Annotated in this window: 28 protein-coding genes; 10 read left to right on the forward strand and 18 right to left on the reverse strand. The window is 43.3% G+C overall.

Translation table 11 applies throughout. The features are described 5' to 3' along the window. Positions 1 to 362 precede the first annotated feature (362 nt). The 3 genes from FTU46_RS14695 to def all read right to left on the reverse strand — a co-directional run bounded on the left by FTU46_RS14695 (position 363) and on the right by def (position 3,501). Complete coding sequence (locus FTU46_RS14695) at positions 363 to 2,393, reverse strand: TonB-dependent copper receptor (protein WP_180018521.1); 2,031 nt, start codon at positions 2,391 to 2,393, stop codon at positions 363 to 365. A gap of 71 nt (positions 2,394 to 2,464) precedes the next feature. Further along, entirely contained in the window at positions 2,465 to 2,878 is a 414-nt protein-coding gene (locus tag FTU46_RS14700) for a DUF2946 family protein (protein WP_180018519.1), read from the reverse strand. A gap of 92 nt (positions 2,879 to 2,970) precedes the next feature. Beyond that, the gene (gene def / locus FTU46_RS14705; RefSeq protein WP_004780730.1) at positions 2,971 to 3,501 is read right to left on the reverse strand and encodes a peptide deformylase; all 531 of its coding nucleotides are present in this window, start codon (positions 3,499 to 3,501) and stop codon (positions 2,971 to 2,973) included. A 120-nt stretch (positions 3,502 to 3,621) separates the two neighbouring features. Here def and FTU46_RS14710 point away from each other — a divergent pair, with 120 nt between their 5' ends. Genes FTU46_RS14710 through FTU46_RS14720 form a run of 3 tightly spaced genes read left to right on the forward strand, consistent with a single transcriptional unit; the run spans position 3,622 to position 6,583 of the window. Then, entirely contained in the window at positions 3,622 to 4,776 is a 1,155-nt protein-coding gene (locus FTU46_RS14710) for a LysM peptidoglycan-binding domain-containing protein (protein WP_180034228.1), read from the forward strand. 57 nt (positions 4,777 to 4,833) lie between these two features. Then, positions 4,834 to 5,973, forward strand: a complete 1,140-nt coding sequence (dprA, locus tag FTU46_RS14715; protein WP_180052713.1) for a DNA-processing protein DprA — start codon at positions 4,834 to 4,836, stop codon at positions 5,971 to 5,973. 40 nt (positions 5,974 to 6,013) lie between these two features. After that, complete coding sequence (locus FTU46_RS14720) at positions 6,014 to 6,583, forward strand: L-threonylcarbamoyladenylate synthase (protein WP_034171542.1); 570 nt, start codon at positions 6,014 to 6,016, stop codon at positions 6,581 to 6,583. A gap of 437 nt (positions 6,584 to 7,020) precedes the next feature. Here FTU46_RS14720 and FTU46_RS14725 read toward each other — a convergent pair whose 3' ends face one another. Continuing rightward, positions 7,021 to 7,920, reverse strand: coding sequence for a DMT family transporter (locus FTU46_RS14725; protein ID WP_180105237.1), 900 nt, complete (start codon positions 7,918 to 7,920; stop codon positions 7,021 to 7,023). Positions 7,921 to 8,109: 189 nt separating this feature from the next. Between FTU46_RS14725 and FTU46_RS14730 the strand changes: the two genes are divergently transcribed. Further along, the gene (locus FTU46_RS14730; RefSeq protein WP_064096960.1) at positions 8,110 to 8,655 is read left to right on the forward strand and encodes a glutathione peroxidase; all 546 of its coding nucleotides are present in this window, start codon (positions 8,110 to 8,112) and stop codon (positions 8,653 to 8,655) included. Between the two features lie 409 nt (positions 8,656 to 9,064). After that, positions 9,065 to 9,640 carry a hypothetical protein gene (locus FTU46_RS14735; RefSeq protein WP_179992710.1) on the forward strand — a complete coding sequence of 192 codons (576 nt, stop codon included), beginning with the start codon at positions 9,065 to 9,067 and terminating at the stop codon, positions 9,638 to 9,640. A 76-nt stretch (positions 9,641 to 9,716) separates the two neighbouring features. On the opposite strand, the gene adhP is transcribed toward FTU46_RS14735, so the two are convergent. The 12 genes from adhP to FTU46_RS14795 all read right to left on the reverse strand — a co-directional run bounded on the left by adhP (position 9,717) and on the right by FTU46_RS14795 (position 21,069). Next, positions 9,717 to 10,748: an alcohol dehydrogenase AdhP gene (gene adhP / locus FTU46_RS14740; protein ID WP_179992711.1), complete on the reverse strand. Its 1,032-nt coding sequence runs from the start codon at positions 10,746 to 10,748 to the stop codon at positions 9,717 to 9,719. Positions 10,749 to 11,118: 370 nt separating this feature from the next. Beyond that, positions 11,119 to 12,525 carry an NAD-dependent succinate-semialdehyde dehydrogenase gene (locus tag FTU46_RS14745; RefSeq protein ID WP_180105238.1) on the reverse strand — a complete coding sequence of 469 codons (1,407 nt, stop codon included), beginning with the start codon at positions 12,523 to 12,525 and terminating at the stop codon, positions 11,119 to 11,121. A gap of 346 nt (positions 12,526 to 12,871) precedes the next feature. Next, positions 12,872 to 13,291: a F0F1 ATP synthase subunit epsilon gene (locus tag FTU46_RS14750; RefSeq protein ID WP_004780711.1), complete on the reverse strand. Its 420-nt coding sequence runs from the start codon at positions 13,289 to 13,291 to the stop codon at positions 12,872 to 12,874. A 26-nt stretch (positions 13,292 to 13,317) separates the two neighbouring features. Next, complete coding sequence (gene atpD, locus FTU46_RS14755) at positions 13,318 to 14,712, reverse strand: F0F1 ATP synthase subunit beta (RefSeq protein WP_004780710.1); 1,395 nt, start codon at positions 14,710 to 14,712, stop codon at positions 13,318 to 13,320. A gap of 30 nt (positions 14,713 to 14,742) precedes the next feature. Next, the gene (atpG, locus tag FTU46_RS14760) at positions 14,743 to 15,612 is read right to left on the reverse strand and encodes a F0F1 ATP synthase subunit gamma (RefSeq protein ID WP_004780708.1); all 870 of its coding nucleotides are present in this window, start codon (positions 15,610 to 15,612) and stop codon (positions 14,743 to 14,745) included. An 88-nt stretch (positions 15,613 to 15,700) separates the two neighbouring features. Further along, entirely contained in the window at positions 15,701 to 17,245 is a 1,545-nt protein-coding gene (gene atpA, locus FTU46_RS14765; RefSeq protein ID WP_004780707.1) for a F0F1 ATP synthase subunit alpha, read from the reverse strand. A gap of 46 nt (positions 17,246 to 17,291) precedes the next feature. Then, positions 17,292 to 17,828, reverse strand: a complete 537-nt coding sequence (locus tag FTU46_RS14770) for a F0F1 ATP synthase subunit delta (RefSeq protein ID WP_004970141.1) — start codon at positions 17,826 to 17,828, stop codon at positions 17,292 to 17,294. 14 nt (positions 17,829 to 17,842) lie between these two features. Further along, positions 17,843 to 18,313: a F0F1 ATP synthase subunit B gene (locus FTU46_RS14775; protein ID WP_004780703.1), complete on the reverse strand. Its 471-nt coding sequence runs from the start codon at positions 18,311 to 18,313 to the stop codon at positions 17,843 to 17,845. Between the two features lie 39 nt (positions 18,314 to 18,352). Then, positions 18,353 to 18,598 carry a F0F1 ATP synthase subunit C gene (gene atpE / locus FTU46_RS14780; protein ID WP_000424060.1) on the reverse strand — a complete coding sequence of 82 codons (246 nt, stop codon included), beginning with the start codon at positions 18,596 to 18,598 and terminating at the stop codon, positions 18,353 to 18,355. Positions 18,599 to 18,680: 82 nt separating this feature from the next. Then, positions 18,681 to 19,556 (reverse strand): F0F1 ATP synthase subunit A, encoded by an 876-nt coding sequence (gene atpB, locus FTU46_RS14785; RefSeq protein ID WP_004780701.1) that lies wholly within the window; start codon positions 19,554 to 19,556, stop codon positions 18,681 to 18,683. Positions 19,557 to 19,660: 104 nt separating this feature from the next. Continuing rightward, positions 19,661 to 20,059 (reverse strand): ATP synthase subunit I, encoded by a 399-nt coding sequence (locus tag FTU46_RS14790; protein WP_166139355.1) that lies wholly within the window; start codon positions 20,057 to 20,059, stop codon positions 19,661 to 19,663. A 170-nt stretch (positions 20,060 to 20,229) separates the two neighbouring features. Continuing rightward, positions 20,230 to 21,069, reverse strand: coding sequence for a metal ABC transporter solute-binding protein, Zn/Mn family (locus FTU46_RS14795; RefSeq protein WP_180105239.1), 840 nt, complete (start codon positions 21,067 to 21,069; stop codon positions 20,230 to 20,232). 145 nt (positions 21,070 to 21,214) lie between these two features. On the opposite strand from FTU46_RS14795, the gene FTU46_RS14800 reads away from it, so the two are divergent. From FTU46_RS14800 to FTU46_RS14815, 4 genes are read left to right on the forward strand one after another with little or no spacing between them, the layout of a single operon-like run. After that, entirely contained in the window at positions 21,215 to 21,712 is a 498-nt protein-coding gene (locus FTU46_RS14800) for a transcriptional repressor (RefSeq protein WP_005233384.1), read from the forward strand. Further along, complete coding sequence (gene znuC / locus FTU46_RS14805) at positions 21,694 to 22,476, forward strand: zinc ABC transporter ATP-binding protein ZnuC (RefSeq protein ID WP_005233382.1); 783 nt, start codon at positions 21,694 to 21,696, stop codon at positions 22,474 to 22,476. The genes FTU46_RS14800 and znuC overlap by 19 nt, the downstream gene beginning before the upstream one ends. A gap of 3 nt (positions 22,477 to 22,479) precedes the next feature. Further along, positions 22,480 to 23,280, forward strand: a complete 801-nt coding sequence (gene znuB / locus FTU46_RS14810) for a zinc ABC transporter permease subunit ZnuB (RefSeq protein ID WP_180105240.1) — start codon at positions 22,480 to 22,482, stop codon at positions 23,278 to 23,280. 3 nt (positions 23,281 to 23,283) lie between these two features. Beyond that, positions 23,284 to 23,754 carry a DUF523 domain-containing protein gene (locus FTU46_RS14815; RefSeq protein ID WP_159124350.1) on the forward strand — a complete coding sequence of 157 codons (471 nt, stop codon included), beginning with the start codon at positions 23,284 to 23,286 and terminating at the stop codon, positions 23,752 to 23,754. Between the two features lie 39 nt (positions 23,755 to 23,793). On the opposite strand, the gene FTU46_RS14820 is transcribed toward FTU46_RS14815, so the two are convergent. Then, a complete protein-coding gene (locus FTU46_RS14820; protein WP_179992718.1) occupies positions 23,794 to 24,414 on the reverse strand; it encodes a LysE family transporter in 621 nt (206 codons plus the stop codon). Between the two features lie 160 nt (positions 24,415 to 24,574). Here FTU46_RS14820 and FTU46_RS14825 point away from each other — a divergent pair, with 160 nt between their 5' ends. Then, entirely contained in the window at positions 24,575 to 25,495 is a 921-nt protein-coding gene (locus FTU46_RS14825; RefSeq protein ID WP_180105241.1) for a Dyp-type peroxidase, read from the forward strand. Between the two features lie 53 nt (positions 25,496 to 25,548). On the opposite strand, the gene FTU46_RS14830 is transcribed toward FTU46_RS14825, so the two are convergent. Then, positions 25,549 to 26,238, reverse strand: a complete 690-nt coding sequence (locus FTU46_RS14830) for a hypothetical protein (RefSeq protein WP_180105242.1) — start codon at positions 26,236 to 26,238, stop codon at positions 25,549 to 25,551. Positions 26,239 to 26,261 lie beyond the last annotated feature (23 nt).

Genomic DNA, 26,261 nt, shown 5'->3' on the forward strand with positions numbered 1-26,261 from the left:
AGTCAACCAGTAATGAAAATTATTTTTAAACTTTCTTTCTAAAACCTAACTCAACCATTTCATGCTAAGTTACTGTTTTATCAGAAGTTTTAATCTTCATCACCGCCGATGGATGTGCATTCTACAGTATTTCAGGGGGCTTGCAACCCCATTTTTTAAACTTTACAAACGCATGTTTATTTTATAATCCATAAAATTCATAAGTTACTGTTTTATTTATAAAAATTATTTTAATAAAAGTTTGAGTTATTATTTAATGCAAAACAAAACAATATTAACTTACTGATAAACATGAATTTAAATTACTACCATAAACAAAAAGCAGGAAAAAACTCCTGCTTTTTGTTTGTTTTCAGTTCAAATTAGAATTTCATACTGATTCTTGCCCAGTAATTCCGTCCGATATTATTAAATTGCTCATTGGCAGCAAATCCAAAACCGGAACTGCCCATCTTGTTCAAATGCTCGGCATAGGTACGGTCCAGTACGTTATCGACACCCACAGAAAGATCCATGTTGTCATTTACATGATATGTACCATTTAAAGAGAGAGTACCAAAACCAGCACTTTGCTTAAGATCATAGCCGACAATATTGCCTTCACGCTCACTAATTCGGTTCTGACCATCGACCAGGCGCCAGTAGGCACCCAAAGTATAGTTATCCTGGATATAACGTAAATTTACCCGAGCTTCCAAAGGTGAAATCTGTGGCAACGGCGTATTGTCACTGGTATTTTTACCCCAAGCATACATCGCACTCAGATCAGCCTGAATCGCATCAGTAAACTGATATCCGATTCCGACTTCTGCACCTGCCACTGTTGCATCTACATTTCGGCTATGTGCTTCTAACATTCCCATATTACCTGTTGGCAAGTAAGTCGTGAGGATGTAATCATTGATCACACCTGCATATGCCGATGCCCATGAACTGAAATTACCATGTTCATGCTGGTAGCCAATATCCAGCTGTAAAGTTTTTTCAGTATCAATGTTCTTAAAGGTATTTGGATGACCATTGCCTGATTTTGGACTGAACAGCTCCCAGTAATCCGGCATACGTTCGACATAGCCAATACCCATATAAGTCTTGCCATCATCATGGTCTGGATGCTGATTCTCAAAACGCAAAAAAGCGCTTGGTAAAGTTTTTTTACGCTCCTGGTTTGACTCCACTGCTTCTACTTTGACCTGATCCAGACGCAGGCCACTCACCAACTTATGATTATCACTGACCTCATAACTGAGCTCACCGAAACCACCGATCGACTGGAACTCCATATCTTTAATACGTGGCTTATTCTGATACGCTGTCATCAGATTTCCGTTACGTTTGCTATGCTGATTATTCTGGCTGTCGATACCTGTAATCAGCTGTAATTTATCCCATTCACTGGTCACGGCCATACGCGCATTCAATGTCTTACGCGCTACATTGGTGGCCATAGGCATACTCATCATACCGCCAGGCTTGAACTCGCGCAGACTATAGTTATCCATGACATGGTCATTAAAATTGTAGTTTACCTGTGCTTCAATTTTCTTGATCACATCGCTGACATTTCTCTTTTCAACACGCAAACCCAGACTTTCACGGGCAAACTTGGAGCCATCCATTGCACGGCCGGCATACACAGCTTCACCATCCGCCTTGCCCCCGGTCAACTCTACCCAGGTATCGCTATCCGGTGTCCAGCCTAATGCAATGTCGGCATTCCAGCGCTCCCAATCGGAAGGAACAGTCGTGCCATTACCATCTTTATAACTGTCTGAAACAGAGCGGCTGGTATTCAGGCGAATATATTTCTGTGCATCACCTGCTGCAACTTCAACATTATGGTCAAGACGTCCGAAGGAGCCCAGCAGGACACTGGCCTGACCGCGATAGTGATTGTCTGCATCAAACTGTTCAGGTGAACGCTCAAAAATGACGGTTGCGGCTGAACCGGTATTGGCATATTGCACCGTCTGCGGACCTTTAATGACCGAAATCTGGTCATAGCTTTCCGGGGAAATATAGGAGGTGGGCGAATCCATCCGGCTTGGACAGGCCCCCAGGTTTTCCGTGCCATCCGTTAAAATTTTAATTCGTGAACCGAACATACCGCGGAAAGTGACATCCCCATTGGTTCCTGCGCCACTATTGACTGAACTAAAACCTACAATACTTTGCAGATAATCTGCACCATCGGTTGCTGGCACTGGCTGAATCGGCTGTTTGGGATCAGCACGAACAATCAGACCATTGGCATCATTACCGGCAGTTGAAGTCACCACAATCGGCGCCATGGTTTGTACAGGCATGCTTTCATTGGCCATAACCACTGATGAATAACAGGCAACACAAATCGCAGCCGCAAGGGGCTGTAACAAGAATTTAGACTGAGCCATTTTCAATCTCACTGAATACATAAATTAAACACAATCCGAGTCATTCAAGACCCAGGCAAAACAACGTGGATTTATGCAAACAGTGGCGGTGCCCGTCCCTGCGGGATTAAAAAGAGTCGCTGAAGGATAAACCAGACATGCTTAAAGGCTTGTTCAAAAGCCAAGAGTCTGACCTGAATTCGATCCAGGACTTCTTTCACTTCAAGCTTAGGCGGCAAAACCAGGTTGCCATAGACAGTACAGTACTGACACTGATGACTGGCATCGTGTTCATGCGCCATGGAGTCTGAGGAAATAGGATGCTGATCAAGGTGATGATGGGCAGAATGTTCAGAATGAACATGAGAGGAAACTAAAAGGGCGCGCGTGATGGTTTCACAGACCGGGGCAACCTGATATTGCTTCGGCAGCAAAGGCTGTAAGAACACAGCAATCTGTAGAAATACCGCCACAAAGGAAAGTAGCAGACCTCCCCGCAGGACCATAGGCAAACCCTTGAATTTGTCTGGGCTAAGTATAACAAAGCCCAATCGAAATTGGGCTTGTTGAAGCATAAAAATTGCTTGGGAAAAGAGTCCTAGCGTTTAACTGCAACTTTTTCTTTATTGCGCTGGCGAACCAGTTTTTCTACTTTTTCACGGGCACGCTGACGTTTCAATGGCGACAGATAATCCACAAAAAGTTTACCATTTAAGTGATCCATTTCATGTTGGATGCACACAGCGAGAAGTCCATCAGCCTCTTGTTCAAAGGGTTGACCATCCAGACCAATTGCCTCGATTTTTACGCGTGACGGACGCTCAACTTTATCGTATATTTGAGGAACTGATAGACAGCCCTCTTCATAAGGCTGTGTTTCTTCAGTCAATGGTGTGATTTTGGGGTTAATGAACACCATGGGTTGATCTTTGTTTTCAGACAGGTCCATCACAATCAGCTGAATATGACGATCGACTTGGGTCGCGGCGAGTCCGATGCCTGGCGCTTCATACATGGTTTCAAACATATCTGCAGCGAGCTGACGAATTTCATCAGTAACTTCTTCGACTGGTTGTGCAATGGTACGAAGACGGGGATCCGGGAAACTTAAAATAGGTAATAAGGCCATACTGCGTCCTCAATTATGCCATTGATCAAAAAACCAAATGAAGGGAATGCTTCATCAAAAAAATGTGTGTAAGATCGTTATTATAACGCAACTACGCACATAATTTTAGGAATTATGATAATGAAAAAGGTTTTGAAGGGCATGCCATTTTTTAGTGCCTTGGGGTTAAAAAATCAAATGCTCGCACTGGCAGTTTGTGTCGGAGTGAGTATGGGGACAATGTATTCAGCCGAGGCAGCTCCTGCCCGTAACGTCAATCCACCTGCTTTAAAAGCCAGTGCGCCCAATGTCTACGTGGTCAAAAAAGGCGATACATTGTGGGATATTTCAAAACGTTTCTTAAAAAATCCGGTGCGTTGGCCAGAAATCTGGGCCAGTAACAAGCACGTGAAAAATCCACATTGGATTTTTCCAGGTGATCGCCTGTTGATGTGTGACTATCAAGGTCGTCCAATTATCGGTAAAGACGAAGGTGATGGCTGTGAAGGTATCATCAGTCGTTATATCGGTAGTACTTCATTACAACCACAGGTTCGTGTTGAATCTTTAAATAATACGATTCCAGTGATTCCATTAGCGCACATCCAGCAATGGCTGGAACGCTATACCATTGTGGCAGCGGATTCAGTTCAGGGTACGCCTTACATTCTCGGCACTGCAGACCAGCGCGTACTGGCAGGTAAAGGTCAGAAAGTTTATGCCCGCGGCAATGGTTTGGTGGTTGGCCAGCGTTATGCGGTATATCGTGAAGCAGACCCTTATGTATTTACCGATGCCAATGGCAAGAAATACACGGCTGCTCTAGAGTTGCAACAGGTTGCTTCCGGAATTGCAGTACGTGGCGAAGGTGATGTCACCACGCTGGAATTGACAGATAGCTACAATGCCGAAGTGCGTCGCGGTGACCGTGTCCTGCCAGAATACGATCCGATGTTGCCTACCCTGTTCTATCCAGTGAATGCAGAGAATACTGTAGCTGGCGGTCAGATTGTGCGTGTACTGGGTTCAATTGGTACCGCTGCGCGTCATAGTGTCGTGACGATTGACCGTGGTACGGCACATGGGGTTCAGACTGGTCATGTCTTCAGCGTAAACCAGAAAGGTGAAGTCGTGACTGATCCGAAAACCAAAGAGCGCGTACAGCTTCCAGGTGAGCGCATTGGCAATCTGATGGTCTTTAAAACTTTTGACCAACTGAGCTATGCTTATGTGCTGGAAAGTGAGTTACCTATCAAGGTGGGTGCCAATATTCAAGCGCCATTGTTAGATGAATAATAGATTGATCTAACTTTACAACTGAAAGAATAAGAAGACACACATATAGGTCTCGATATGCTGAACTCGTTATCACGCGTGCAACTGGAAACACTGACGTTATGGTATCTGGTTCAGCATTCTCTTTCGAGCTTCTATAAAATCAGTCAGCATTATTCAAGTCTGACCACAGCCCTACAGCCTGATCAGGTGCCCACCTGGCAGGCGCTTGGCATTCATGCCAATCATATCCAACGCTTGAAAGACTTCTCGCTTCCAGAATCACAACAGAAATTTCAGCGCTGTCTGGAAAAAGTTCAACGAGATAGTGATTTCATCCTGCTCTATCATGATCTGCACTATCCGCAGCAACTCAGCCACTATGTAGACAAACCACCAATTATTTTTGGTCAAGGTCAGCCGGATACATTGCTTCAGGCTCAAATTGCGGTTGTAGGAAGTCGCAAGCCGAGTCCTCACGGCCGGCAAGTAGCTTATGATTTTTCCTTTTATTTGAGTGAACAGGGTTTCTATATTAATAGTGGATTAGCACAAGGCATAGATGAAGCAGCACATCGGGCAGGATTAAAATATCAGGGCACCATTGCAGTGATGGGGACTGGACTGGATCAGACCTACCCTTCTCAACATGCACAATTGCGCCAGGAGATTATTGCGCATGGTGGTGCGGTCATTACCGAGTTTCTGCCAGAGACTCCACCCTTGCAGCATCACTTTCCACGGCGTAACCGGATTGTCAGCGGTTTAAGTCTCGGAGTCATTGTGGCTGAAGCGACCTTAAAAAGCGGCTCTCTGATTACGGCCAAACTGGCTGCCGAACAAGGCAAAACCGTGTTTGCCATTCCAGGACATATTTATAGCGAATATCATAAGGGTTGCCATCAGCTGATTCGTGAAGGCGCGATTCTGATTGATCACCCGCAACAGGTGATTGAAGAACTGGCTTTGGCGACCCAATGGCAAGCCTTACAAAATGAAGTACAACATGACATGGCGGATGAACTTCCTGCACACATACCGCCTCATCTGCTCAGACTTTATAACCAGTTAGACTGGGTCGGACAGGATCTGGATCATCTCAGTCATCATCTGCAACTGGGTGTGTCTTCTCTGACCAGTCAATTGATGGAACTGGAGCTACTTGGCTTTTGTACTCAGCAAGCCGGCATGTATCTACGTTGTCGTCCACATAAATAAGGTTCACAATAGACACTTCTTGTTTTGATAAGGTATACACATGATCACCACCTCTGTTGCCGAAGCAGCTGAATGTCTCAAAGCTGGACAGGTCTTGGCATACCCTACAGAGGCTGTTTGGGGCTTAGGTTGCGACCCCTACAATGAACAGGCATTTCACCAGATTTTAACCTTAAAACAGCGCCCGATTGAAAAAGGCGTGATTTTACTCGCAGCTCATATTTCACAAGTGGAACATTTACTTCAGGATCTAAGTGAAGAAATGCGTGAAAAAGTAATTGAGTCTTGGAGTAATGATCGACCTACAGACCGGGCAACCACCTGGTTACTCCCTGCCAATGACGATATTCCAGGCTGGATTAAAGGCAAACACCCTAAAGTGGCAGTGCGCGTGACCACTCATCCTCTTTGTGTAGCCTTGTGTCAGGCTTTTGGCGGTTTTATTGTTTCAACCAGTGCCAATCCTGCCGGCTTAGAACCTGCACGTTCCCTGCAAGATGCCATGCGTTATTTTGGTCAGGACCTGAATTATCTGAATGGCGATCTGGGACTGAGCCAGAAACCAAGCCGGATTATTGATGCTGTAACAGGTGAAATTATTCGTGACTGAGCCTTTGCTCAGTCATTTTTCTTTTCAAGCCGACTAAAGTTTTAAGACAAAAAAAAAGCTCAACCATATAGGGATGGTTGAGCATAAAAAAGGATGTGTATTATCACATCCAGAGGGTCTGTAAATCTCTGGGAGTTTGATAAATCTAGGTTTTTTCTGATTCATCATTCTCGATGCGGGCATTATGCGAGAAATTCGTCACAACAGCAAATATAATAAAACAATTTATTAATACATTTTTTCTATTAAAAATATTTAAAATTTAATCAAAATTCAAAATATCTTGCTATTTTTGTTTCAGTTTTAAAATGAAGTTAATTTTTAATAATTTATTTTTATATCCATAATCACTAAATTTAAGGAATAATACTGTAAAAATAATGTAATCATTTATTCAAATATTAAACAAATAAAACTTTAACTCTTTATTTGATCGCTTAAACCTTGGGTTTAGCAGGGTATTGCGCCAATAAAATACCTGCCAGAATAATGGCACCACCAATGCTATGGTAGATTGTCCAGGCTTCAGACAACCATAAATAAGCGATTAATGCTGTAAAGACCGGCATCAGATTCATAAAGATACTGCTGCGGTTTGGACCAAGTTGTTGTACAGCCATCATCCATAAGAATGGGGCAGCAATAGAAGGAAAAATTCCGGCATAAATAATACTTGCTGCGTTATTACTATTAATAGCATCCAGACCTGAGTACAACACTAAAGGAATGTGATAGAGAACGGCCAAAAAAATCTGCATATACAGACTAACCAATAGCGGAATCTGGATCTGCCATTTTTTGAGCAAAACGCCATAACAAGCATAGAAAAATACCGCAATCAGCATCAGCAGATCACCAATATAACGATCTCCTGCATCGAGTAAATGTGCCCATTGCCCCTGCCCCATCACATACATCAGACCAATAAAAGACAAAATACTGCCAATCACTGCCATTAAGGTGGGGCGAACATGTAAAACAAAGATCCCAACAATAATAGTAAAAATCGGAATAAAGGCATTAATCAGGCCCATATTGGTGGCACTGGTATAATGTGCTGAGGTATAAGCCAGCCCTTGATACAACACCATGCCCAATGCACTTAAGACAGCCAGATGCCCCAGATGTGGTCGAATTTCTGGCCAGGCTTTGCGAACCTTAGGCCACATTAACGGCGTTAAAATCAGCAGAGCCAGAACCCAGCGATAAAAACTGATACTTAAGGGAGAAATATAATCTGCCACATAACGGGTAACCGTCATATTCAGAGACCAAATCAAAACTGCGGCCAGTGGTAAGGCCATGGCCCACCAGGCTGCTTTTTGTTGTTGTATCATACTGTCATCCATGAGTCGCTGGTCTTGTATTAAGCTATTCCTATTCGCACCCTAGCATAATAGATTTTTCACATAATATTGCAGCAATTTTACTGCCTTGAGTAAATCAGCTCACCTGTTTGTACTTGTACTAAATCTGAATACCCGTTAAAACAAATACCGATTCAGTCGCAATAAACAGGAAATCTAATGACTCGCTCTGTATATGACATTCCAGTCAAAACCATTGACGGAACAGAAACCACTTTAAACCAGTACCAGGGTAAGGTTTTGCTGGTGGTCAACGTCGCTTCTAAATGTGGCCTGACGCCGCAATATGAAGGCTTACAAAAACTGTATGATGATAAAAAAGCTGAAGGTCTGGAAATTCTGGGCTTTCCTGCCAACAACTTTCTGGAGCAGGAACCAGGCAGTGAAGCCGAGATTCAGGAATTCTGTTCGGTGAATTATAAAGTCGACTTTCCGTTATTCGCAAAAATTTCTGTGGCGGGCGAAGACAAGCATCCTTTATATACCACTCTTACACAGGCTGTACCGGAACGTATTGGCGAAGGTCCTTGGTGGAAAGATCTGGTCGATTATGGCCTGACCCCTAACCAGCCACCGGAAGTGCTCTGGAACTTTGAAAAATTCCTGATCAATAAAAATGGCGAAGTGGTGGCACGTTTTGCACCAGACATTACTGCAGATGATCCACGCATTGTAGATGCGGTGAATGCAGAACTGGCAAAATAACGCTCTGCTCTCCCAATAAGCATTAAGATTAAAATAAGTATCTGTTTTCATAATGGGTACTTATTTCTATTTAAAACTCTTATTTCACTAAGTTGATATTCACCTACATTTGTAAAGACTCAACCAATCCGTGCACAATCAGCAATTGCTTAGGACGCAGGAAAATAATAGTCGAATGAAATTCCACACAATAAAGTCTTCAAGTTAATCGCCGGCCAAACGAGCCGCCCCGCTTAAAATAAAATATTTACTTATTCATTTTTATTAGATTTTTCTCACTTCTGTCTGGCTAATTATTTAAAATCCAGAAGAATTGTTATGAGTTTGCAACAATCTTTTTTATCTCCATAGTTTGTCCTTATATTAAATACTATCCAAATTCTATCACCTGTATCGAGACCCTGATTCCATGTCCAAAATTCTTGCCAATGCTGTCCTTCCTTTCGCATTATTTAGCTCGGGAATTTTACTGATGGGCTGCGAACAGGCTGTCGAAACACCCACTGAACAGGCAGATACAACAACGTCAGATCTGGAACCAACCTCTCAGCAACAAGGCTCGGCAACACCAACTGAACTTAAATCTGGCAATATGTTTTATATGGTTCGGGATGTCGCCGACTTGCAGCTCAAGGCCGGCAGTTATGTGGAACAGTTAAAACAGACCCAGACCGAACTGCAAACGGCGGTCGAAGCCAAAGATACCCAGCAGCTGCAATCCACTGCGACCCAGCTTCAACAGCAACTCAGCAGTTTTAATCAGGTGCTGGGTAACCTGAACTTAAAAAGTCAGGAAATTGACCAGATTCGTAATAATATGATGTCTGCAAACCAGCAAGTGCTGGCTTCTCCCCTCTTGAATGGTCAGGTGGATTTTAGCCAAGTGGACTTGAAAAAGATTGAATCGCAGATGGTCAATGTTCAAGCCGAAATGATCAAACTGGCCGGCTTGCTGATCCAGAATCCCGAGCAGAAACAAGGTTAAAACTCATTCAATCCCTTTCATCAAAAAACCAATCCGGCAAGAACCAGATTGGCTTTTATTTTCCCTCAATGAGGAATTAAAGTCGCATATCGATCACGATCCGGCCATCAATTTTCCCTTGTTCCATACGCTGAAAAATATCATTGATATTTTGCAGCGGCTCAACATTAATATGTGCCTTAACCTTACCCCGGGCAGCAATATCCAATGCTTCCTTGAGATCCAGTCGTGTACCCACTATCGAGCCGCGCACCGTAATGCCGTCAAGTACCATATCAAAAATCGACAAGTCAAACTTGCCTGGTGGTAAACCATTTAGCACCATAGTTCCCCCCCGACGCACGATCGAGACTGCCTGTTCAAAAGCTTTGGGAGAGACTGCTGTTACCAATACCCCATGACAACCTTCTCCAGTGGCTTTCATCACTTCTTCTTTTACATCGGATTTCAGTGCATTTATGCCCACATCAGCACCCAGATTTTTGGCCAGTTCCAGTTTTGAGTCATCCACATCTATGGCAATAACATTAAATCCCATGGTTTTGGCATATTGAACAGCAATATGACCCAGACCGCCAATGCCCGAAATTGCCATCCAGTCTCCTGTTTTGGCATCAGCCATTTTCAGACCTTTATAGACAGTGACGCCTGCACAGAGAATAGGTGCAATTTCAAGTAAGTCTACTCCCTCCGGAATTACTCCTACATAATCTCCATCGGCCAGACAATATTCAGCAAAGCTGCCGTTGACCGAATACCCCGAATTTTGCTGTTTTCTACACAGGGTTTCCCAGCCCGCATAACAATGTTCACAATGACCACACGCCGAATACAGCCATGGAATACCGACAATATCTCCTATTTTTAAATGGTCAATGCCTTCACCTATTTCAATCACTTCTCCTACTCCCTCATGCCCGGGAATAAAAGGTAAGCTCGGTTGCACCGGCCAGTCGCCATGCATGGCATGCAGATCGGTATGACAAACACCTGTGGCAATGATCTTGACCAGGACTTTGCCTGGACGAACTTGAGGGATGTTGAGTTCTTGGATTTCTAAGGGTTGGTTAAATGCAGTTACGACCGCTGCTTTCATTGTTGTTGGCATATTAATTCTCTCTTCTATTATTATAATTTCAGATTATTTTTGAATAATCTCCTTAATTATAGACAATAGAAAAACTGCAACAACTATAGAATTGTATTTCTCCGCTATTCTTTAAAAATTCTTAAAATTTTTTTGGCTGTTATTTTTAAATTATGCTCGACTATCTCCAAACAAATATTTTTATTTACACATAAATATAAGAATAATAATGATTTAATTAAATTCACTATCAGCAGATATAATATTTTTATCCAAATAAGATAGCTTCAAATTTTAGACTACATCTTCTTAAGCCCGTATCTTTATAATAAGGTGATAATTAGTCATATTCGAAAGGAATTTAATCAATACTAATTAAAAGAAAGCCACTTCAGCAGTGGCTTTCTAGTTTGGTGTTGGGCTTATTTTTTGGGCTTTTTACGACAACCAGACGTTTCTGCACAAATTCTTTGAAACCATCAATTGAAAGTTCATGACCATAACCTGAATTTTTGATCCCGCCAAATGGCAGCTCTGGCGCAGTATCGGTATACCAGTTGATCCAGATCATGCCAGTTTCTACACGTGAAGCCAGCTTTTTCGCCCGCTCAATATTTTGTGAATGAATCACGCCTCCGAGACCATAATTAGAATCATTGGCAATCGATACAATTTCATCTTCATCTTTTGCGACATAGATCTGTGCCACAGGACCAAAGAATTCTTCATACCAGGCCGGATTATCACGGCTGATATTTTCCAGAATAGTTGGCTGATAGAAATTACCTTCATGCTCATAAGGCTTACCACCAGTCACGACTTTCGCGCCATTCTCTACTGCCTTATCAACCTGCTTGGTCAGTTTTTCCAACGCATCTGCTGAGGACAGTGGGCCAAGTGTAGTTTCAGAATCCAACGGATCACCAATTTTTAAGCCTTCAAAGACCTTGATCATGCCCGATTTAAATTGTTCCGCAATTTTCTCATGCAGGATAAAACGTTTAGCTGCTGTACAAACTTGCCCCGTGTTATTGACGCGTGCCTGACAGCCGATTTTGATCGCTTTTTCCAGATCAGCATCATCCAGCACAATAAATACATCATTACCGCCTAATTCTAGTGTCGATTTGGTGACATGTTTCCCAGCTTGCCCTGCTACTGCACGCCCTGCGCCTTCTGAACCTGTGAGAGCAACGCCTTGTACACGCGGATCCGCGATAATATCTGCGACCTGATCGCTACTGATAAACAGATTAGTCCACACACCTTTCGGTGCGCCTGCATCCAAAATCAACTGTTCAAAGGCTTCAGCACATTGCGGAACGATGCTGGCGTGCTTGGCTACCACAGGGTTGCCAATCGCACAGTTTGGGGCAAAAACACGCATCAATTGATAGAATGGGAAGTTCCAAGGTTCTACCGCCATGATAATGCCTAAAGGATGGTGTTCTACCCAAGCTTCTCCCAGTTCCGTTTCATAAGAAACTGGCGCTAAAAACTCTTTGGCATGATCTGCATAATATTCTGCAATACGTGCACAACTTTCAATCTCACCTTCACTCTGCTTGATCAGCTTACCCATATCCAGCGTCATGATTTTAGCCAGTTCTGACTTGCGTTCCCGCATGTTGCTTGCCAGTTTGCGAAGTACCTCAATCCGGGTATCTACTTGTTGAGTCCAATCCGACTTCAGGATTTTTTCTGCGGTATCCAAGGCATTTTGGATATCTTGATCAGTGTGTGACGGATAATCTTTTAATTTCTGGTTGTTAAAGGGGTTAATGGATTGATAACTCATAATTAGATCCCTGCTTGGCCAATTCAATTTTTATAAATGGATAACAACGTGATTTGCGTCGTGACAGAGGTAGTAGAACCGTGAAACTTTTTATTGAATAAATCTGAAAAACTTAAAGACGCCATATCAACTTAGCATTGTTTTTTTCTGACTATGACTTTGCTTACAGATTGGTTCAAAAGATTACGCAGCGCAGGTAAAAGTTATATCGAGTGGTACAAATTAGAGCTATATAGTTTTCTTAAAATAATTATTCATAAGGCTAAAATCTGGTAACTTTTTTCAAAATAGTTTTTATATAAAAAAACCACCCTTTCGGGTGGTTTTTTCAATCTTAAACCAGCAATTACATTGCACGGTTTTTGATTTTGCGGATCGTTTCCAGCTGAGCAGCAGTTTCTGCAAGAGCAGCCAAAGCAGCAGCAGAGTCCAAATCGCTCTTTTGATTTGCTAGCAATTGTTCAGCGTGTTTACGCGCTTCAATAATTGCAGCTTCATCCAAGTTTTCTGCACGGACTGCTGTATCAGCAAGAACCGTAACAACATGCGGTTGAACTTCTAGAACACCACCAGATACATAGATTAATTCTTCTGTACCGTTTTCCAAAATAACGCGGATCGCGCCAGGTTGGAGCAAAGTTACCAGCGGAGCGTGACCAGGCATAATACCTAACTCACCGCCAGCACCTTTAGCAATTAGCATAGTTACAGTGCCTGAGTACAAAGACTCTTGAACACTTACAACGTCACATTGCATAGTCGCCATGAGAATCTCCTAAATTAGGGAACTAATTAAAGTTTCTCAGCTTTAGCAATCACTTCGTCAATACCACCAACCATGTAGAACGCTTGTTCTGGGATGTGATCGTATTCACCAGCTAGAAGACCTTTAAAGCCACGAATCGTTTCTTTAAGCGGTACAAGTTTACCAGGAGCACCAGTAAACACTTCAGCTACGTGGAACGGTTGAGAGAAGAAACGTTGGATCTTACGTGCACGGTATACAGTAAGTTTGTCTTCTTCTGACAATTCGTCCATACCAAGAATTGCGATAATGTCTTTCAATTCTTTATAACGTTGAAGAACGTTTTGAACTGAACGAGCGATTTCGTAATGCTCAGTACCAACTACAAGTGGATCTAGCTGACGTGAAGTAGAGTCAAGTGGATCAATCGCAGGGTAAATACCTTGAGAAGCGATGTCACGGCTCAATACAACAGTTGCGTCCAAGTGAGCGAACGTAGTTGCAGGCGATGGATCTGTTAAGTCATCGGCAGGTACGTATACCGCTTGGATTGACGTAATAGAACCAGACTTAGTAGATGTAATACGTTCTTGAAGAACACCCATCTCTTCTGCAAGAGTCGGTTGGTAACCTACTGCAGATGGCATACGGCCTAGAAGTGCTGATACTTCAGTACCCGCTAGTGTATAACGATAGATGTTGTCGACGAACAATAGTACGTCACGGCCTTTACCGTTTTCGTCTTTTTGATCACGGAAGTACTCAGCCATAGTCAAACCAGTCAACGCTACGCGTAAACGGTTACCTGGTGGCTCGTTCATCTGACCGTAGACCATTGCTACTTTGTCAAGAACGTTAGAGTCTTTCATTTCGTGATAGAAGTCATTACCTTCACGAGTACGTTCACCAACACCAGCAAACACAGATAAACCTGAGTGCGCTTTCGCGATGTTGTTGATCAACTCCATCATGTTTACAGTTTTACCAACACCGGCACCACCGAACAGACCAACTTTACCACCTTTCGCGAACGGGCATAGTAAGTCGATGACTTTAATACCAGTTTCTAGAAGGTCAGTAGAAGCCGCTTGTTCTGCATAAGAAGGCGCTTGACGGTGAATTGGTAAACGCTCTTCAGTCGCAACAGGACCAGCTTCGTCGATCGGGCGACCAAGAACGTCCATGATACGGCCAAGAGTCGCTGTACCTACTGGTACAGAGATCGGAGCGTTAGTGTTAGTTACGTTCAAACCACGCTTAAGGCCTTCAGTAGAACCCATTGCAATAGTACGAACTACGCCATCACCAAGTTGTTGCTGAACTTCTAATGTAGTTTCAGTACCGTCAACTTGGAGAGCGTCATAGATCTTAGGAACGCTGTTACGTTCAAACTCGACGTCGATAACCGCGCCGATGATCTGAATGATACGACCGCTACTCATTGCTGTCTCCTCAATTCAAACTAATATATGTTAAACGGCAGCGGCACCACCAACGATCTCAGAAATCTCCTGAGTAATCGCGGCTTGACGCAGCTTGTTATAAATAAGTTGTAGGTTCTTGATCAATTCACCCGCGTTATCAGTTGCAGCTTTCATTGCAACCATACGAGCAGACTGCTCACACGCGATGTTTTCGATCACACCTTGATACACCACAGACTCGATGTAACGAACCAACAAGCCATTTAAAAGCTCTTCAGCTTCAGGCTCGTAGATGTAATCCCAACCGTATTGACGGTTAAGCGTCTTGTCTTCTTCAGCAGCTGCCAAAGGAACAAGCTGTTCGATCTTTTGGTTTTGAGTCATGGCGTTGACAAAGCCGTTAGAAACCAGATAAATACGATCTAATTCGCCTTTATCATAAGCGTCTAACATCACCTGTACAGAACCAGATAACTGTTCAAGACTTGGAGTGTCGCCCACTTGAGTGGTCGCACCAAGCACTTTACCGCCGTAGTTTTTAAAAAACGAAACCGCTTTTTGACCAATCAAAGCAAATTGAACTTCAATTGACTGCTCTTGTTGCTGTTGAACGTGTTTTACCACTTTCTTGAACAGGTTAATGTTCAAACCACCAGCAAGGCCACGATCTGAAGACACAATGATATAGCCAACGCGCTTAACAGGACGTTCAACCATATAACGGTGTTTATATTCAGGATTCGCTTGTACCAAATGAGCAATTACACGGTGCATATTTTCGGCATACGGACGGCCTTGTGCCATGCGCTCTTGCGCACGACGCATCTTAGAAGCTGCTACCATCTGCATCGCGCGAGTAATTTTCTGCGTGCTTTTGATACTAGCTACTTTGGCGCGAATTTCTTTTAAATTTGCCATACGCTTAACCTAGTATTCGAAGGCCCTTACGAGCCCTCGAAGGTTGATTCCGTGAACCAAACCAACACCAATCTAGCAAGTTGCTAAATTAGTAAGTTTGAGTCGCTTTGAATTTTTCAATACCAGCTTTGAATTCAGCTTCGATATCTTTATCCCAAGCACCAGTCTCGTCAATTTTTTGCATTAACGCAGCGTGTTCTGAACGGAAGTAAGCAATTAACGCAGCGTCAAAGTCTACGATTTTCTTCACTTCTACGTCAGCCATGTAGCCTTCGTTAGATGCATAAACTGATACAGCTTGGTCAGCGATTGAGTATGGAGCATATTGTTTTTGCTTCATAAGCTCAGTTACGCGTTGACCGTGTTCAAGCTGTTTACGAGTTGCTTCGTCAAGGTCAGAAGCGAACTGAGCAAACGCTGCCAATTCACGGTACTGTGCAAGTGCAGTACGGATACCACCAGACAATTTCTTGATGACTTTAGTCTGCGCAGAACCACCAACACGAGATACAGAGATACCCGCGTTCACAGCAGGACGGATACCCGCGTTGAACAATGATGTTTCAAGGAAGATCTGACCGTCAGTAATCGAAATTACGTTGGTTGGTACGAATGCAGATACGTCACCTGCTTGAGTTTCAATAATCGGCAATGCAGTTAATGAACCAGTTTGGCCTTTAACTTCACCGTTAGTGAATTTCTCAACGTAGTCAGCAGATACACGAGAAGCACGTTCAAGTAGACGTGAATGTAGATAGAACACGTCACCTGGATAAGCTTCACGACCTGGTGGACGACGAAGAAGCAATGAAATTTGACGGTAAGCAACAGCTTGTTTAGACAAGTCATCATAGATGATCAGAGCGTCTTCACCGCGGTCACGGAAGTATTCACCCATTGTACAGCCAGAGTATGGAGCCAAGAACAGCATTGCTGCTGGATCGGCTGCAGCTGCTGCTACAACAGTTGTATACGCCATAGCGCCAGTTTCTTCCAGCTTACGTACTACGTTTGCAATAGTTGATTGTTTTTGACCAACTGCAACGTAGATACATTTAATGCCAGAGTTTTTCTGAGCGATGATCGCGTCGATCGCCATAGCTGTTTTACCAGTCTGACGGTCACCAATGATCAACTCACGTTGACCACGGCCTACTGGGATCATTGTATCTACTGATTTATAACCAGTTTGTACAGGTTGATCCACTGATTGACGCCAAATTACGCCTGGTGCTACTTTTTCAACAGCATCAGAAAGTTTTGCATCAATAGGGCCTTTACCATCAATCGGGTTACCCAAAGCGTCTACGACACGACCAAGAAGTTCAGGACCAACCGGAACTTCTAATACACGACCTGTACAACGAGCTTTTTGACCTTCTTGAAGGCTTAAGTAGTTACCTAAAACAACGACGCCCACTGAATCCTGTTCTAGGTTCAGTGCCATACCGTATAAGCCGCCGTCGAATTCGATCATTTCACCGTACATTGCATCAGCAAGGCCGTGAATGCGCACAATACCGTCGGATACCATAACAATGGTACCTTCGTTTTTAGCGGTCGCGCTGGTGTCCAGATCGCCGATACGCTGTTTAATGAGCGCACTGATCTCGGATGGATTCAGTTGTTGCATTGCGCTATACCTCAATCTTTTTAAAGTTCAGTCTTCTTATATGCAATTAAGCTAGAAGACGAGTACGCATTTTTTCAAGCTTATTAAGCGCAGAATCATCTATCACTTGGTCGCCTGCACGAATAACCACACCCGCAATTAACGCTGGGTTCACTTCTACAGAAACATTTACTGCCGCAGCGAAACGTTTTTCTAACGCTTGAGCAAGAATTTGTTCTTGTACAGAAGTCAATGGGAATGCTGATTCAATCACAACATCCACAGTATTGTTATTCTGTGATTTGAGCTGTTCGTATTCTGCTTGAATTTCAGGAAGCAAAGCCAAACGGTTGTTTTCAGCAAGCAATGTCAAAAAGTTTGACACTGCTGCAGTTTGGTCTTCACCTAAAACTTTGGCAAAAATACTCACCTGCTCAGCAGGCGTAAGCTCAGGGCGATTTAAGTAAGCTGAAAATGCTTCGTCTTGCACCGCAGCACTGAGCAAGTTAAGTGCTGTTGACCAATTGTCAGTTGCACCTTGCTCAGAAGCGTAAGCAAATGCTGCTTTAGCGTATGGGCGTGCCAACGTCAAGAGTTCAGCCATAATCTGCCTCTCTCTTAAAGTTTAGCAGCCAGCTGAGTCAGCATGGCATTGTGAGCTTCTGCGTCAACTTGCTGGCTAAGAATTTTCTCAGCACCAGCAACTGCAAGAGCAGCCACTTGTTGACGTAATTCTTCGCGAGCAGCATTGATTTCAGTATCAACAGCTTCTTTAGCTTGTTGACGAATACGCTCACCTTCAGCTGACGCTTGAGTACGAGCTTCTTCGACCAATTGCGCTGCACGACGGTTCGCTTGTTCGATCAATTGAGCCGCTTGTGCTTTTGCCGCATCCAGTTCAGCTTTCACTTGTGCTTGCGCATCTGCAAGGTCAGCCTTCGCTTTTTCAGCAGCGTTTAAGCCATCAGCGATTTTACGCTGACGTTCACTAATCGCATTGATTAGTGGTGGCCATACAAACTTCATGCAGAATGCGACGAAAATCGCAAACGCAATCGCTTGGCCAAACAATGTGAGGTTGATATTCATTGCAAATTCCTCAAATAGTGAATTTCGGAATTAAGCTGATTAACCTACAAATGGATTAGCGAAGATGAAGAACAAGCCAATACCAACACCGATCATAGGCACAGCATCAAGAAGACCCGCGATTAAGAACATACGAGTTTGAAGTTGTGGAGCCAATTCTGGTTGACGAGCTACAGCTTCAAGGAAACGGCCGCCTAGAAGACCAAAACCAATCGCAGTACCTAAAGCACCGAAAGCGATCAAGATAGCAGATGCAATTGCAACTAGACCTAAAGTGAGTTCCATGATAATTCCTCAGAGGTTAGGTTTATACCAAATTAAGTTAAAAAATTGTGCCCAACCATCCCGTGACAGTTAGGCAATACCATTAATGCTTTTCGCTTGCCATGCTCAAGTATACGATAGTCAGCATCATGAAAATGAATGCTTGTAGCGTAATAACAAGAATGTGGAAGATCGCCCAAGGCACAGATAACGCCCACTGGATCCAGAACGGTAATAACGCGATAAGAATGAAGATTAACTCACCCGCATACATGTTACCGAATAGTCGTAGAGCCAATGAAACTGGACGTGCAAGGAAGGTTACCAATTCCAGAATCAAGTTCACTGGAATAAGGATCGCTTTTGCAACTGGGTTACTTGGGTTAAATGGGTTAAGTGCTAGTTCACCAACGAAGCCGCCAACACCTTTTTCACGGATGCTGTAGAACAAGATAAGTGCAAATACAGACAATGACATACCAAGGGTAATGTTAGGGTCAGTAGATGGAACGATCTTGAAGTATACGTGGTGTGGATCAATACCAAACAGGCCACCAATCACGTGTTGAGCGACATAAGGAATCCAGTCAACCGGGATAAGGTCCATCAAGTTCATGAGGAAAATCCACACGAAGATGGTTAGCGCTAGTGGAGCGATCAAACGCGATTTACCATGGAAGGTATCGCGTACACTTGAGTCAACAAACTCGATAATCATTTCGATTGCAGACTGGAACTTGGTAGGAACACCAGAGTTTGCAGCTTTCGCTACGAGCCAGAATAACAAGCAGAAAATGATACCAAGGCCGATTGACCAACCCATTGAATCCAAGTGAATAGCAGTGAACCCCATCTGTTGAGCTTCAGCACCGTTCTCGGCCAATTTCCATGTACCGTCTGGCATTTTGCCATAGGTCATATTGGTCAAGTGATGCTTGATATACTCGGTCGAAGTAAGGGCATGTTCTTCAGCAGCCATAAATCACACCTGGTCAATGTCAAAAAACTATAGAACAAACGAATATCGCGTGCTGCTTGATATCTCGCCTGCTCCTAAAAAAACTTTTCAATTTTTTGTTGTGTTTAAACTCGTTTTTGTAGACGTGACACCCAAAAAGGAGCGACCCACGACATGGCTTGAACGAGCATAAAACCACAAAACAACGCAACCGGGGATAACGGCTTGACATTGCTTAAAATTAAAATGAAACCAACAATCACAATTGCAAACTTGCCCATCAAGCCTTTATACATGTTCGAAAGAACCTGCTTAGATGCCCGGGCTCCTGCCGCTCGAAATGATTGCCATGAAAAATAACAACTCGCAAGCCAGCAGACGAACGCCCCCAAAGCGGCACTCAAGGCTACGGTTGAGTCTTTCACGACCCAGCCAATCAAGGCTGAAACAGGAATCATTAATGCTTGTAAGAGGACTAAAGCTTTCGCTAATCGTCGGTCAATCAAGCGACTAGTTCGGCTCATTATTTATTCACTCACAGCAAGCATGCTTGACAAGTTTAGCTGATGATTATTTTTAATCGCAGGCATTATAGAGTTACACCCCTGAACATGCAATCTTTTCCCGACCTTAGTCGTGTTTTTTTCAACAGATCAAATGCTGGCAAACTAATCAAAACTTGATTATTTTTAAATCATTGATGGGCATTTAACACACATTTACGGGTTTGCTCGGCCAATTTCTGCCAGGCCTGGATAAAGTCCCCTGCCCCACTCATGCTTTCATCAACACTCTGGAACACAATCGGTTTCAGTTTACGGTACTGATTTTCACCAGCATGCGCTTCTGCCAGCAGACACATTTTGCTCTGCACACGACTTTCTTGCAGATACTTGATCTGCGCCACGGTTGGTGACACATGTGGATCATCCGTCAAAGCCCCCATGAACTTCAGGTTCAATGGGCGTTCCAGATATTGATAGGCATCATGATAGGACCAATAAGGTTGAGCTTTACTTGTAGAACTATAACGCTGTGCAGTCAAAAACATGGTTTGGGCAAAGTCACGCGCATTTTTCCAATAGGCCTCCCGATGCTCAGGCAGCTGCTGAGAACGTAAGGCTGCAATAAAGAAACCGATACGTACTGCATTGTTGGGATCGAGCCAGACATGGGTATCGACGGTATCTTTTAAGGCTTGCCCACGTGGATTACGCATTGGTAAAGTGGTCAGAATACCCGAATCTAAAATCGCGATACTTTTATTGTTATTGTTCAACACTTTTGCCAACGGCGCTTCATGTGCCTGCCCTAACCAGATCACCAGGCCGGCATCCTGAATCGTTTTACGGTGTGCCGGGGTCAGACTGACATCATGACCGCTTTGATTGGCCAGTAATAAAGTCGGCTGTTCCACGCCTTGAGTAATGGTCTTGGCAATCAGATAAATCGGCTGCGTTGAAACCACCAGACTTTGCGACCAGCTAATGGTACTGAACAAAGCCAGGCTACACAGGGCAAGGAAACGGAACATGAAGAGAAATCGCTATATAAGGACAAATTTAATAGTGTTATAATATAACAAAATTACAAAAATACCTATGCCCAATCGAAACTCTGGGCGCTTCATGTTAAGATTTGAAATCTTTTAATTTTCAGTTTCGCACCTGAGGTGAACTATGGGTTCATGTTCGCACGAACACCACAATGCATTGCACGGCGTACACGACCATCCAAATGTCGCGCAACGTCTGGCCGAAGCAGAGAGTCTTTGTGCGGCAAGTGGCGCACGCCTCACTCCTTTACGCAAAGAGGTACTGGAACTGATTCTGAATGCAAGCGGCCCGATGGGTGCGTATGACCTGCTGGCACAAATGAAAAATGCCAGCGACCGTCCCGCTGCCCCACCAACGGTGTACCGTACACTCGACTTTTTATTAGAAAAAGGCTTTATTCACCGCCTGACCTCTATTAATGCCTATATTCCCTGCTGCCATCCGCGTGAAGGCCATCAGGCGGCATTCTTGATTTGTACTGAATGTAAAGCAGTCAAAGAAGCATCTGCACAAGGTTTATTAGAACAACTGGATGCCTTGGCGGCTTCAGACGATTTTAGTGCACACCACAGCATTATCGAAATTTCAGGAATCTGTCAGCAGTGTCGCAACAAAGCTTGAATGCATCACCCTTGATCCAGCTTTCCAAGATCTGGGTCAATATTGATGATCGTGACATTTTAAAGGCCATTGATTTCTCTTTGCAGGAGAAAGAGATTGTTACGCTGATTGGTCCGAACGGTGCCGGTAAGTCGACCTTAATAAAGGTCATGCTTGGAATCGTCAAACCAAAATCCGGTGAAATCAAAACGGCGCGCAAGCTGAAATTCTCTTATGTGCCACAAAAATTCAATCCTTCACATAGTTTACCGCTACGGGTTAAAGATCTGCTGGCACTAGAAAAATGCCCTTCAGCTATTAAAGCTGAAATCATTCGGGATACTGGCATTGCCAAGCTGGAAAATTCCAAAGTTCAACAGCTTTCTGGCGGTGAACGTCAACGTGTTCTGCTAGCACGTGCCTTATTACGTCAGCCGGATATTCTGGTACTGGATGAACCGATGCAGGGACTGGATATTCAATCCGAAGCTGAACTGTATGAATATGTGCGCAGCCTGCCAGAAAAATATGGTTGTGCCATTTTAATGGTCTCACATGACCTGCAATGGGTAATGCAAGGCACGCATCGCGTGGTATGTCTCAACAAACATATCTGCTGTAGCGGTCTACCAGAAAGTGTGCAGCAGCATCCAGAATATCAGGCCATTTTTGGTACCAACCGGGTGTTCTACCAACATCATCATGATCACTGTGCCCATGGTGATTCAGCCACACCATGCCAGCACGATTCACGTCCCCACATTCACCCCGAGCCGGAAGCTTAAGCCATGATGGATTGGTTATCTCTCCTATTACCTGCATGGATTATGGGAACACTCTTGGTGTTCCTGACCGCACCACTCGGCTGTCTGATGCTGTGGCGTCGTATGTCTTTCTTTGCAGATACGATGGCACATGGTACTTTGCTCGGTGTTGCCATTGCCGGTGCGATGAGCCTGCCACTCTGGATGGGGGTCAGCTTTATCGCTATCTTGCTGGTCGCTGTACTCTGGGTATTATATGATCCACGCTTGCCGAATGATGCATTGTTGGCACTCTGTTCCGCCACCCTGCTCTGTTCAGGCCTGTTATTCATTCAGCATTTACCGAGTTTAAGACCGGAACTGCTTAGCTATTTATTTGGTGATCTACTCACTATCTCATGGACAGATCTTCCTACTTTTGCCGTCGTGATTATCTTGGCTTTGGCTGTCCTGTATAAAAGCTGGCAGGCGCAAATCCAAATTGCAATTGATCCTGATATGGCGATCAGTGAAGGCGTAAATGCAAAACTGCAACGTCTGATCTTTATGCTGTTATTGGCACTGTTTACTGTTCTAGCATTGCGTGCGGTCGGTTCTCTTTTGATGGGCGCATTGCTGGTGATTCCAGCACTCACTGCTCGACTACTGGCAAATTCTCCTCGTCAAATGGTGATCTGGGCTTTTGTGATTGCACAAATTGGTGTGACAGTCGGGCTCTGGTCAAGTGCAGGTCTGAATACGTCAACAGGTCTGACCATTGTGCTGACCATGTCAGGGTTGTTTGCCGTTATTTTTATCCTACAGAAGTTTAAAAAACTGGCTTAAGACATGGCAGGTAAATTTTATCTAATTAGTGCCTGCTTGCTCGGACACAAGGTTCGTTATGATGGTCGCGACTGTCTGGTAAAAGAGTTGGTCGATTATTTATTGCCGGATCAATATGTCACGATTTGCCCTGAAGTCAGTGGTGGTTTGCCTATACCTCGACCCGCAGCAGAGATTCAATCTGGCGATGGTCGAGAGGTGCTGCTGTACCAAGCTCATGTTATAGATATAAATGGTACAGATGTTTCCGATGCCTTTATCAAAGGCGCCTATGCCGCTTTAGATCTTGCCCAAAGATTTCAAGCGACACATGCCATCCTCAAAGCCCATAGCCCTTCTTGTAGCAGCAAGCTGATTTATGATGGTTCATTTACTGGAAATAAAATTCAAGGTGATGGGGTCACAGCAGCATTACTTAAACAGCATGGTATGGAGGTCATGACTGAAGATGAATTTTTACAGATGATTCTTTAAGAGATCGTTAAATTTCCTCTCCTTTAAGGAGAGGTTTCCCTACTGATGCACCAAACTCAATAAAAACGCAGCTCCAGCGAACAAGCTGGCAAAAGTTCGATTCATGACTTTCTGCTGTTTTGGCGATTTCAGAAGACGCAGAACCTTGGCAGCCAGGCCGGTATAACCTGCCATCACAATCAGATCAATCGTTACCATAGTCGCGGCCATAATCACATATTGAATCCATTGCGGTTTAGATAAGTCCAGAAATTGCGGCAATACTGCCAGCAAAAATACAATTGCCTTGGGATTACTCATATTGACCAGAAAACCGTGGATGACGAGTTTCCCAGCTGATTTTCGTGCGAGTTCATGTTTAATTTCAATCGACTGCGCTGGTGCTTTCCACTGCAAAAGGGCCAGATACAGTAAATAAGCAACCCCAAACCATTTCACAGCAAGAAATGCCCAAGGTGTAGTCGCGAACAATACCCCTGCCCCGGCAGCCACAATAGCAATTTGAACCAATAGGGCGAGTTGCAGGCCGAGCGCATTCCAATATCCATGTCGGAAGCCATAATTTAGTCCGCTCGACATTGAAGCAATAGCACCCGCACCTGGGGAAATACTGATCACCCAACAGGCTAACATATAAGCAAACCAGACTTGATAGGACATAGAGATTTAACTCATTCAAATTCAGGATCTAATTATATGACTTTTCCAATATTTTCAGCCAAAAAAATTGCTTAAACATCAGACTGCATACTATTCACTCTATAGCGCTTCAGGCACAATAGCAGGATTGGATACAGAAAATTTATTACAGGAGCCATGAATGACAGCCCAATCTGTAATTTTGCCATTACCTTCAGATCATGCTCGCTTTATTGTTTTACGTCTGAAAAATCTCAGTATCGAAGATTTTAAGGAACGATTAAAAGAGCTATTTACGACACGCGATCGCCTGATTACCCAACATCCGAATGCGCAAATTAAAACGGCTGTCGCTTTTGGTCCTGAACTCTGGTCAAAATTGTATGAACAGGCACCTGCTGGTTTTAAACAATTAGAGCCAATTCAAGGTTCATTTAATATGCCTGTGGTACCGGCAGATGTGCTGATCCATATTGCCAGTGCGCGTGCCGATATCTGTTTCGCCTTGAGTCAGTCTTTCTTTGAAGGTATTCGCGATCAGGTTGAAGTACTAGATGAGCGTGTTTGCTTCCGTTACTTTGATGGCCGTGATATTACCGGTTTCATTGATGGGACTGAAAATCCGCAATTCCCGGATGATCGAGCTGAAGTGGCTTTACTGGGTGAAGATGCTGGCATTTTCCAAGACGGTTCATTCATTTTTGCGCAGCGTTATGCCCATAACTTGGATAAATGGAAAAAACTCAAAGTCGATGCTCAAGAACAAGTGATGGGTCGTACCAAACTTGAATCGATTGAACTCGATGATGAGGTAAAACCTGCCAATGCACATATCGCTCGTACTGTCGTTGAAGATGAGGGAGGCGAGGAAATGGAAATTCTACGTCACTCTCTGCCTTATGGAGATGGTCGTGGTGACCAAGGTCTATTCTTCATTGCTTATACCAAAGACCTGAAAATCATTGATGCCATGTTAGTGCGCATGTTTGGTACATCAGGCGATGGGATCCATGACCGCTTGCTACACTTCGTGACTCCAATGGATGGTGCGTATTACTTTGCACCAAGTGAGGAGTTGCTGGAAGAGGTTTTGGAGGGGTAAAGTTTATAAGGTCGGTGATTGCTACATTCTCCATAATGTAGCAATCTAAAAAATTATTTTTTAAGAAAATTTCTACAATTAATATTTTCACACCCTAGAGTAAATGTTAAGCACTTTAAATCTGAATCTAAAATCAATTTATAGTCATTAATTTTCCTGTTACTTTCCCTAATATTGGCATTATATAAATATTTTTTCTCTTCTTTAATATAAGAAAAATTATCACCAGCCAATATACTCCCGTAATCACTTTCTAAATTAACAGATGAAGAATTTACTACTGGAGCTTCAATAACTAAATTTGATAACTTATTATATATAAAAAAGTTAGATATAATTTTTTTATAAGGTCTTTTCACATAATCTAATTCACTAAATTCCCTTACCCGAAAGGCAACTATTTTTTTATCTTGATAAAGTATTTTTAAATCTACAGTTGATTTTAAAGGCACAGTACCTTGATATAAAATATAAGTTTTTTGATTATTTAAAACTTCGACGCCATAACTCTTAAGAATGTAATCTCCACCAGAATATTTTTTGTTTTTATCCCCATAATCAACTAAACTTAATTTTAAATTTTTATTTAATTGAGAGAATCTACCAAATTGATCCAGAAATAAAACTGGTTCTTTAATTTGGGTAGCACTTTGCTGGTAATCATTCCAATCTATATTTTTTGCGTGACATAATAGTGAAAAGAAGCTACTGCTAATTATTACTATAGATTTAAGTATTTTCATATTTTAACCCGAATCGCGGATAA

Source organism: Acinetobacter sp. YH12108 (assembly GCF_013419055.1).
In the GTDB taxonomy this organism is placed as follows: Bacteria; Pseudomonadota; Gammaproteobacteria; order Pseudomonadales; family Moraxellaceae; genus Acinetobacter.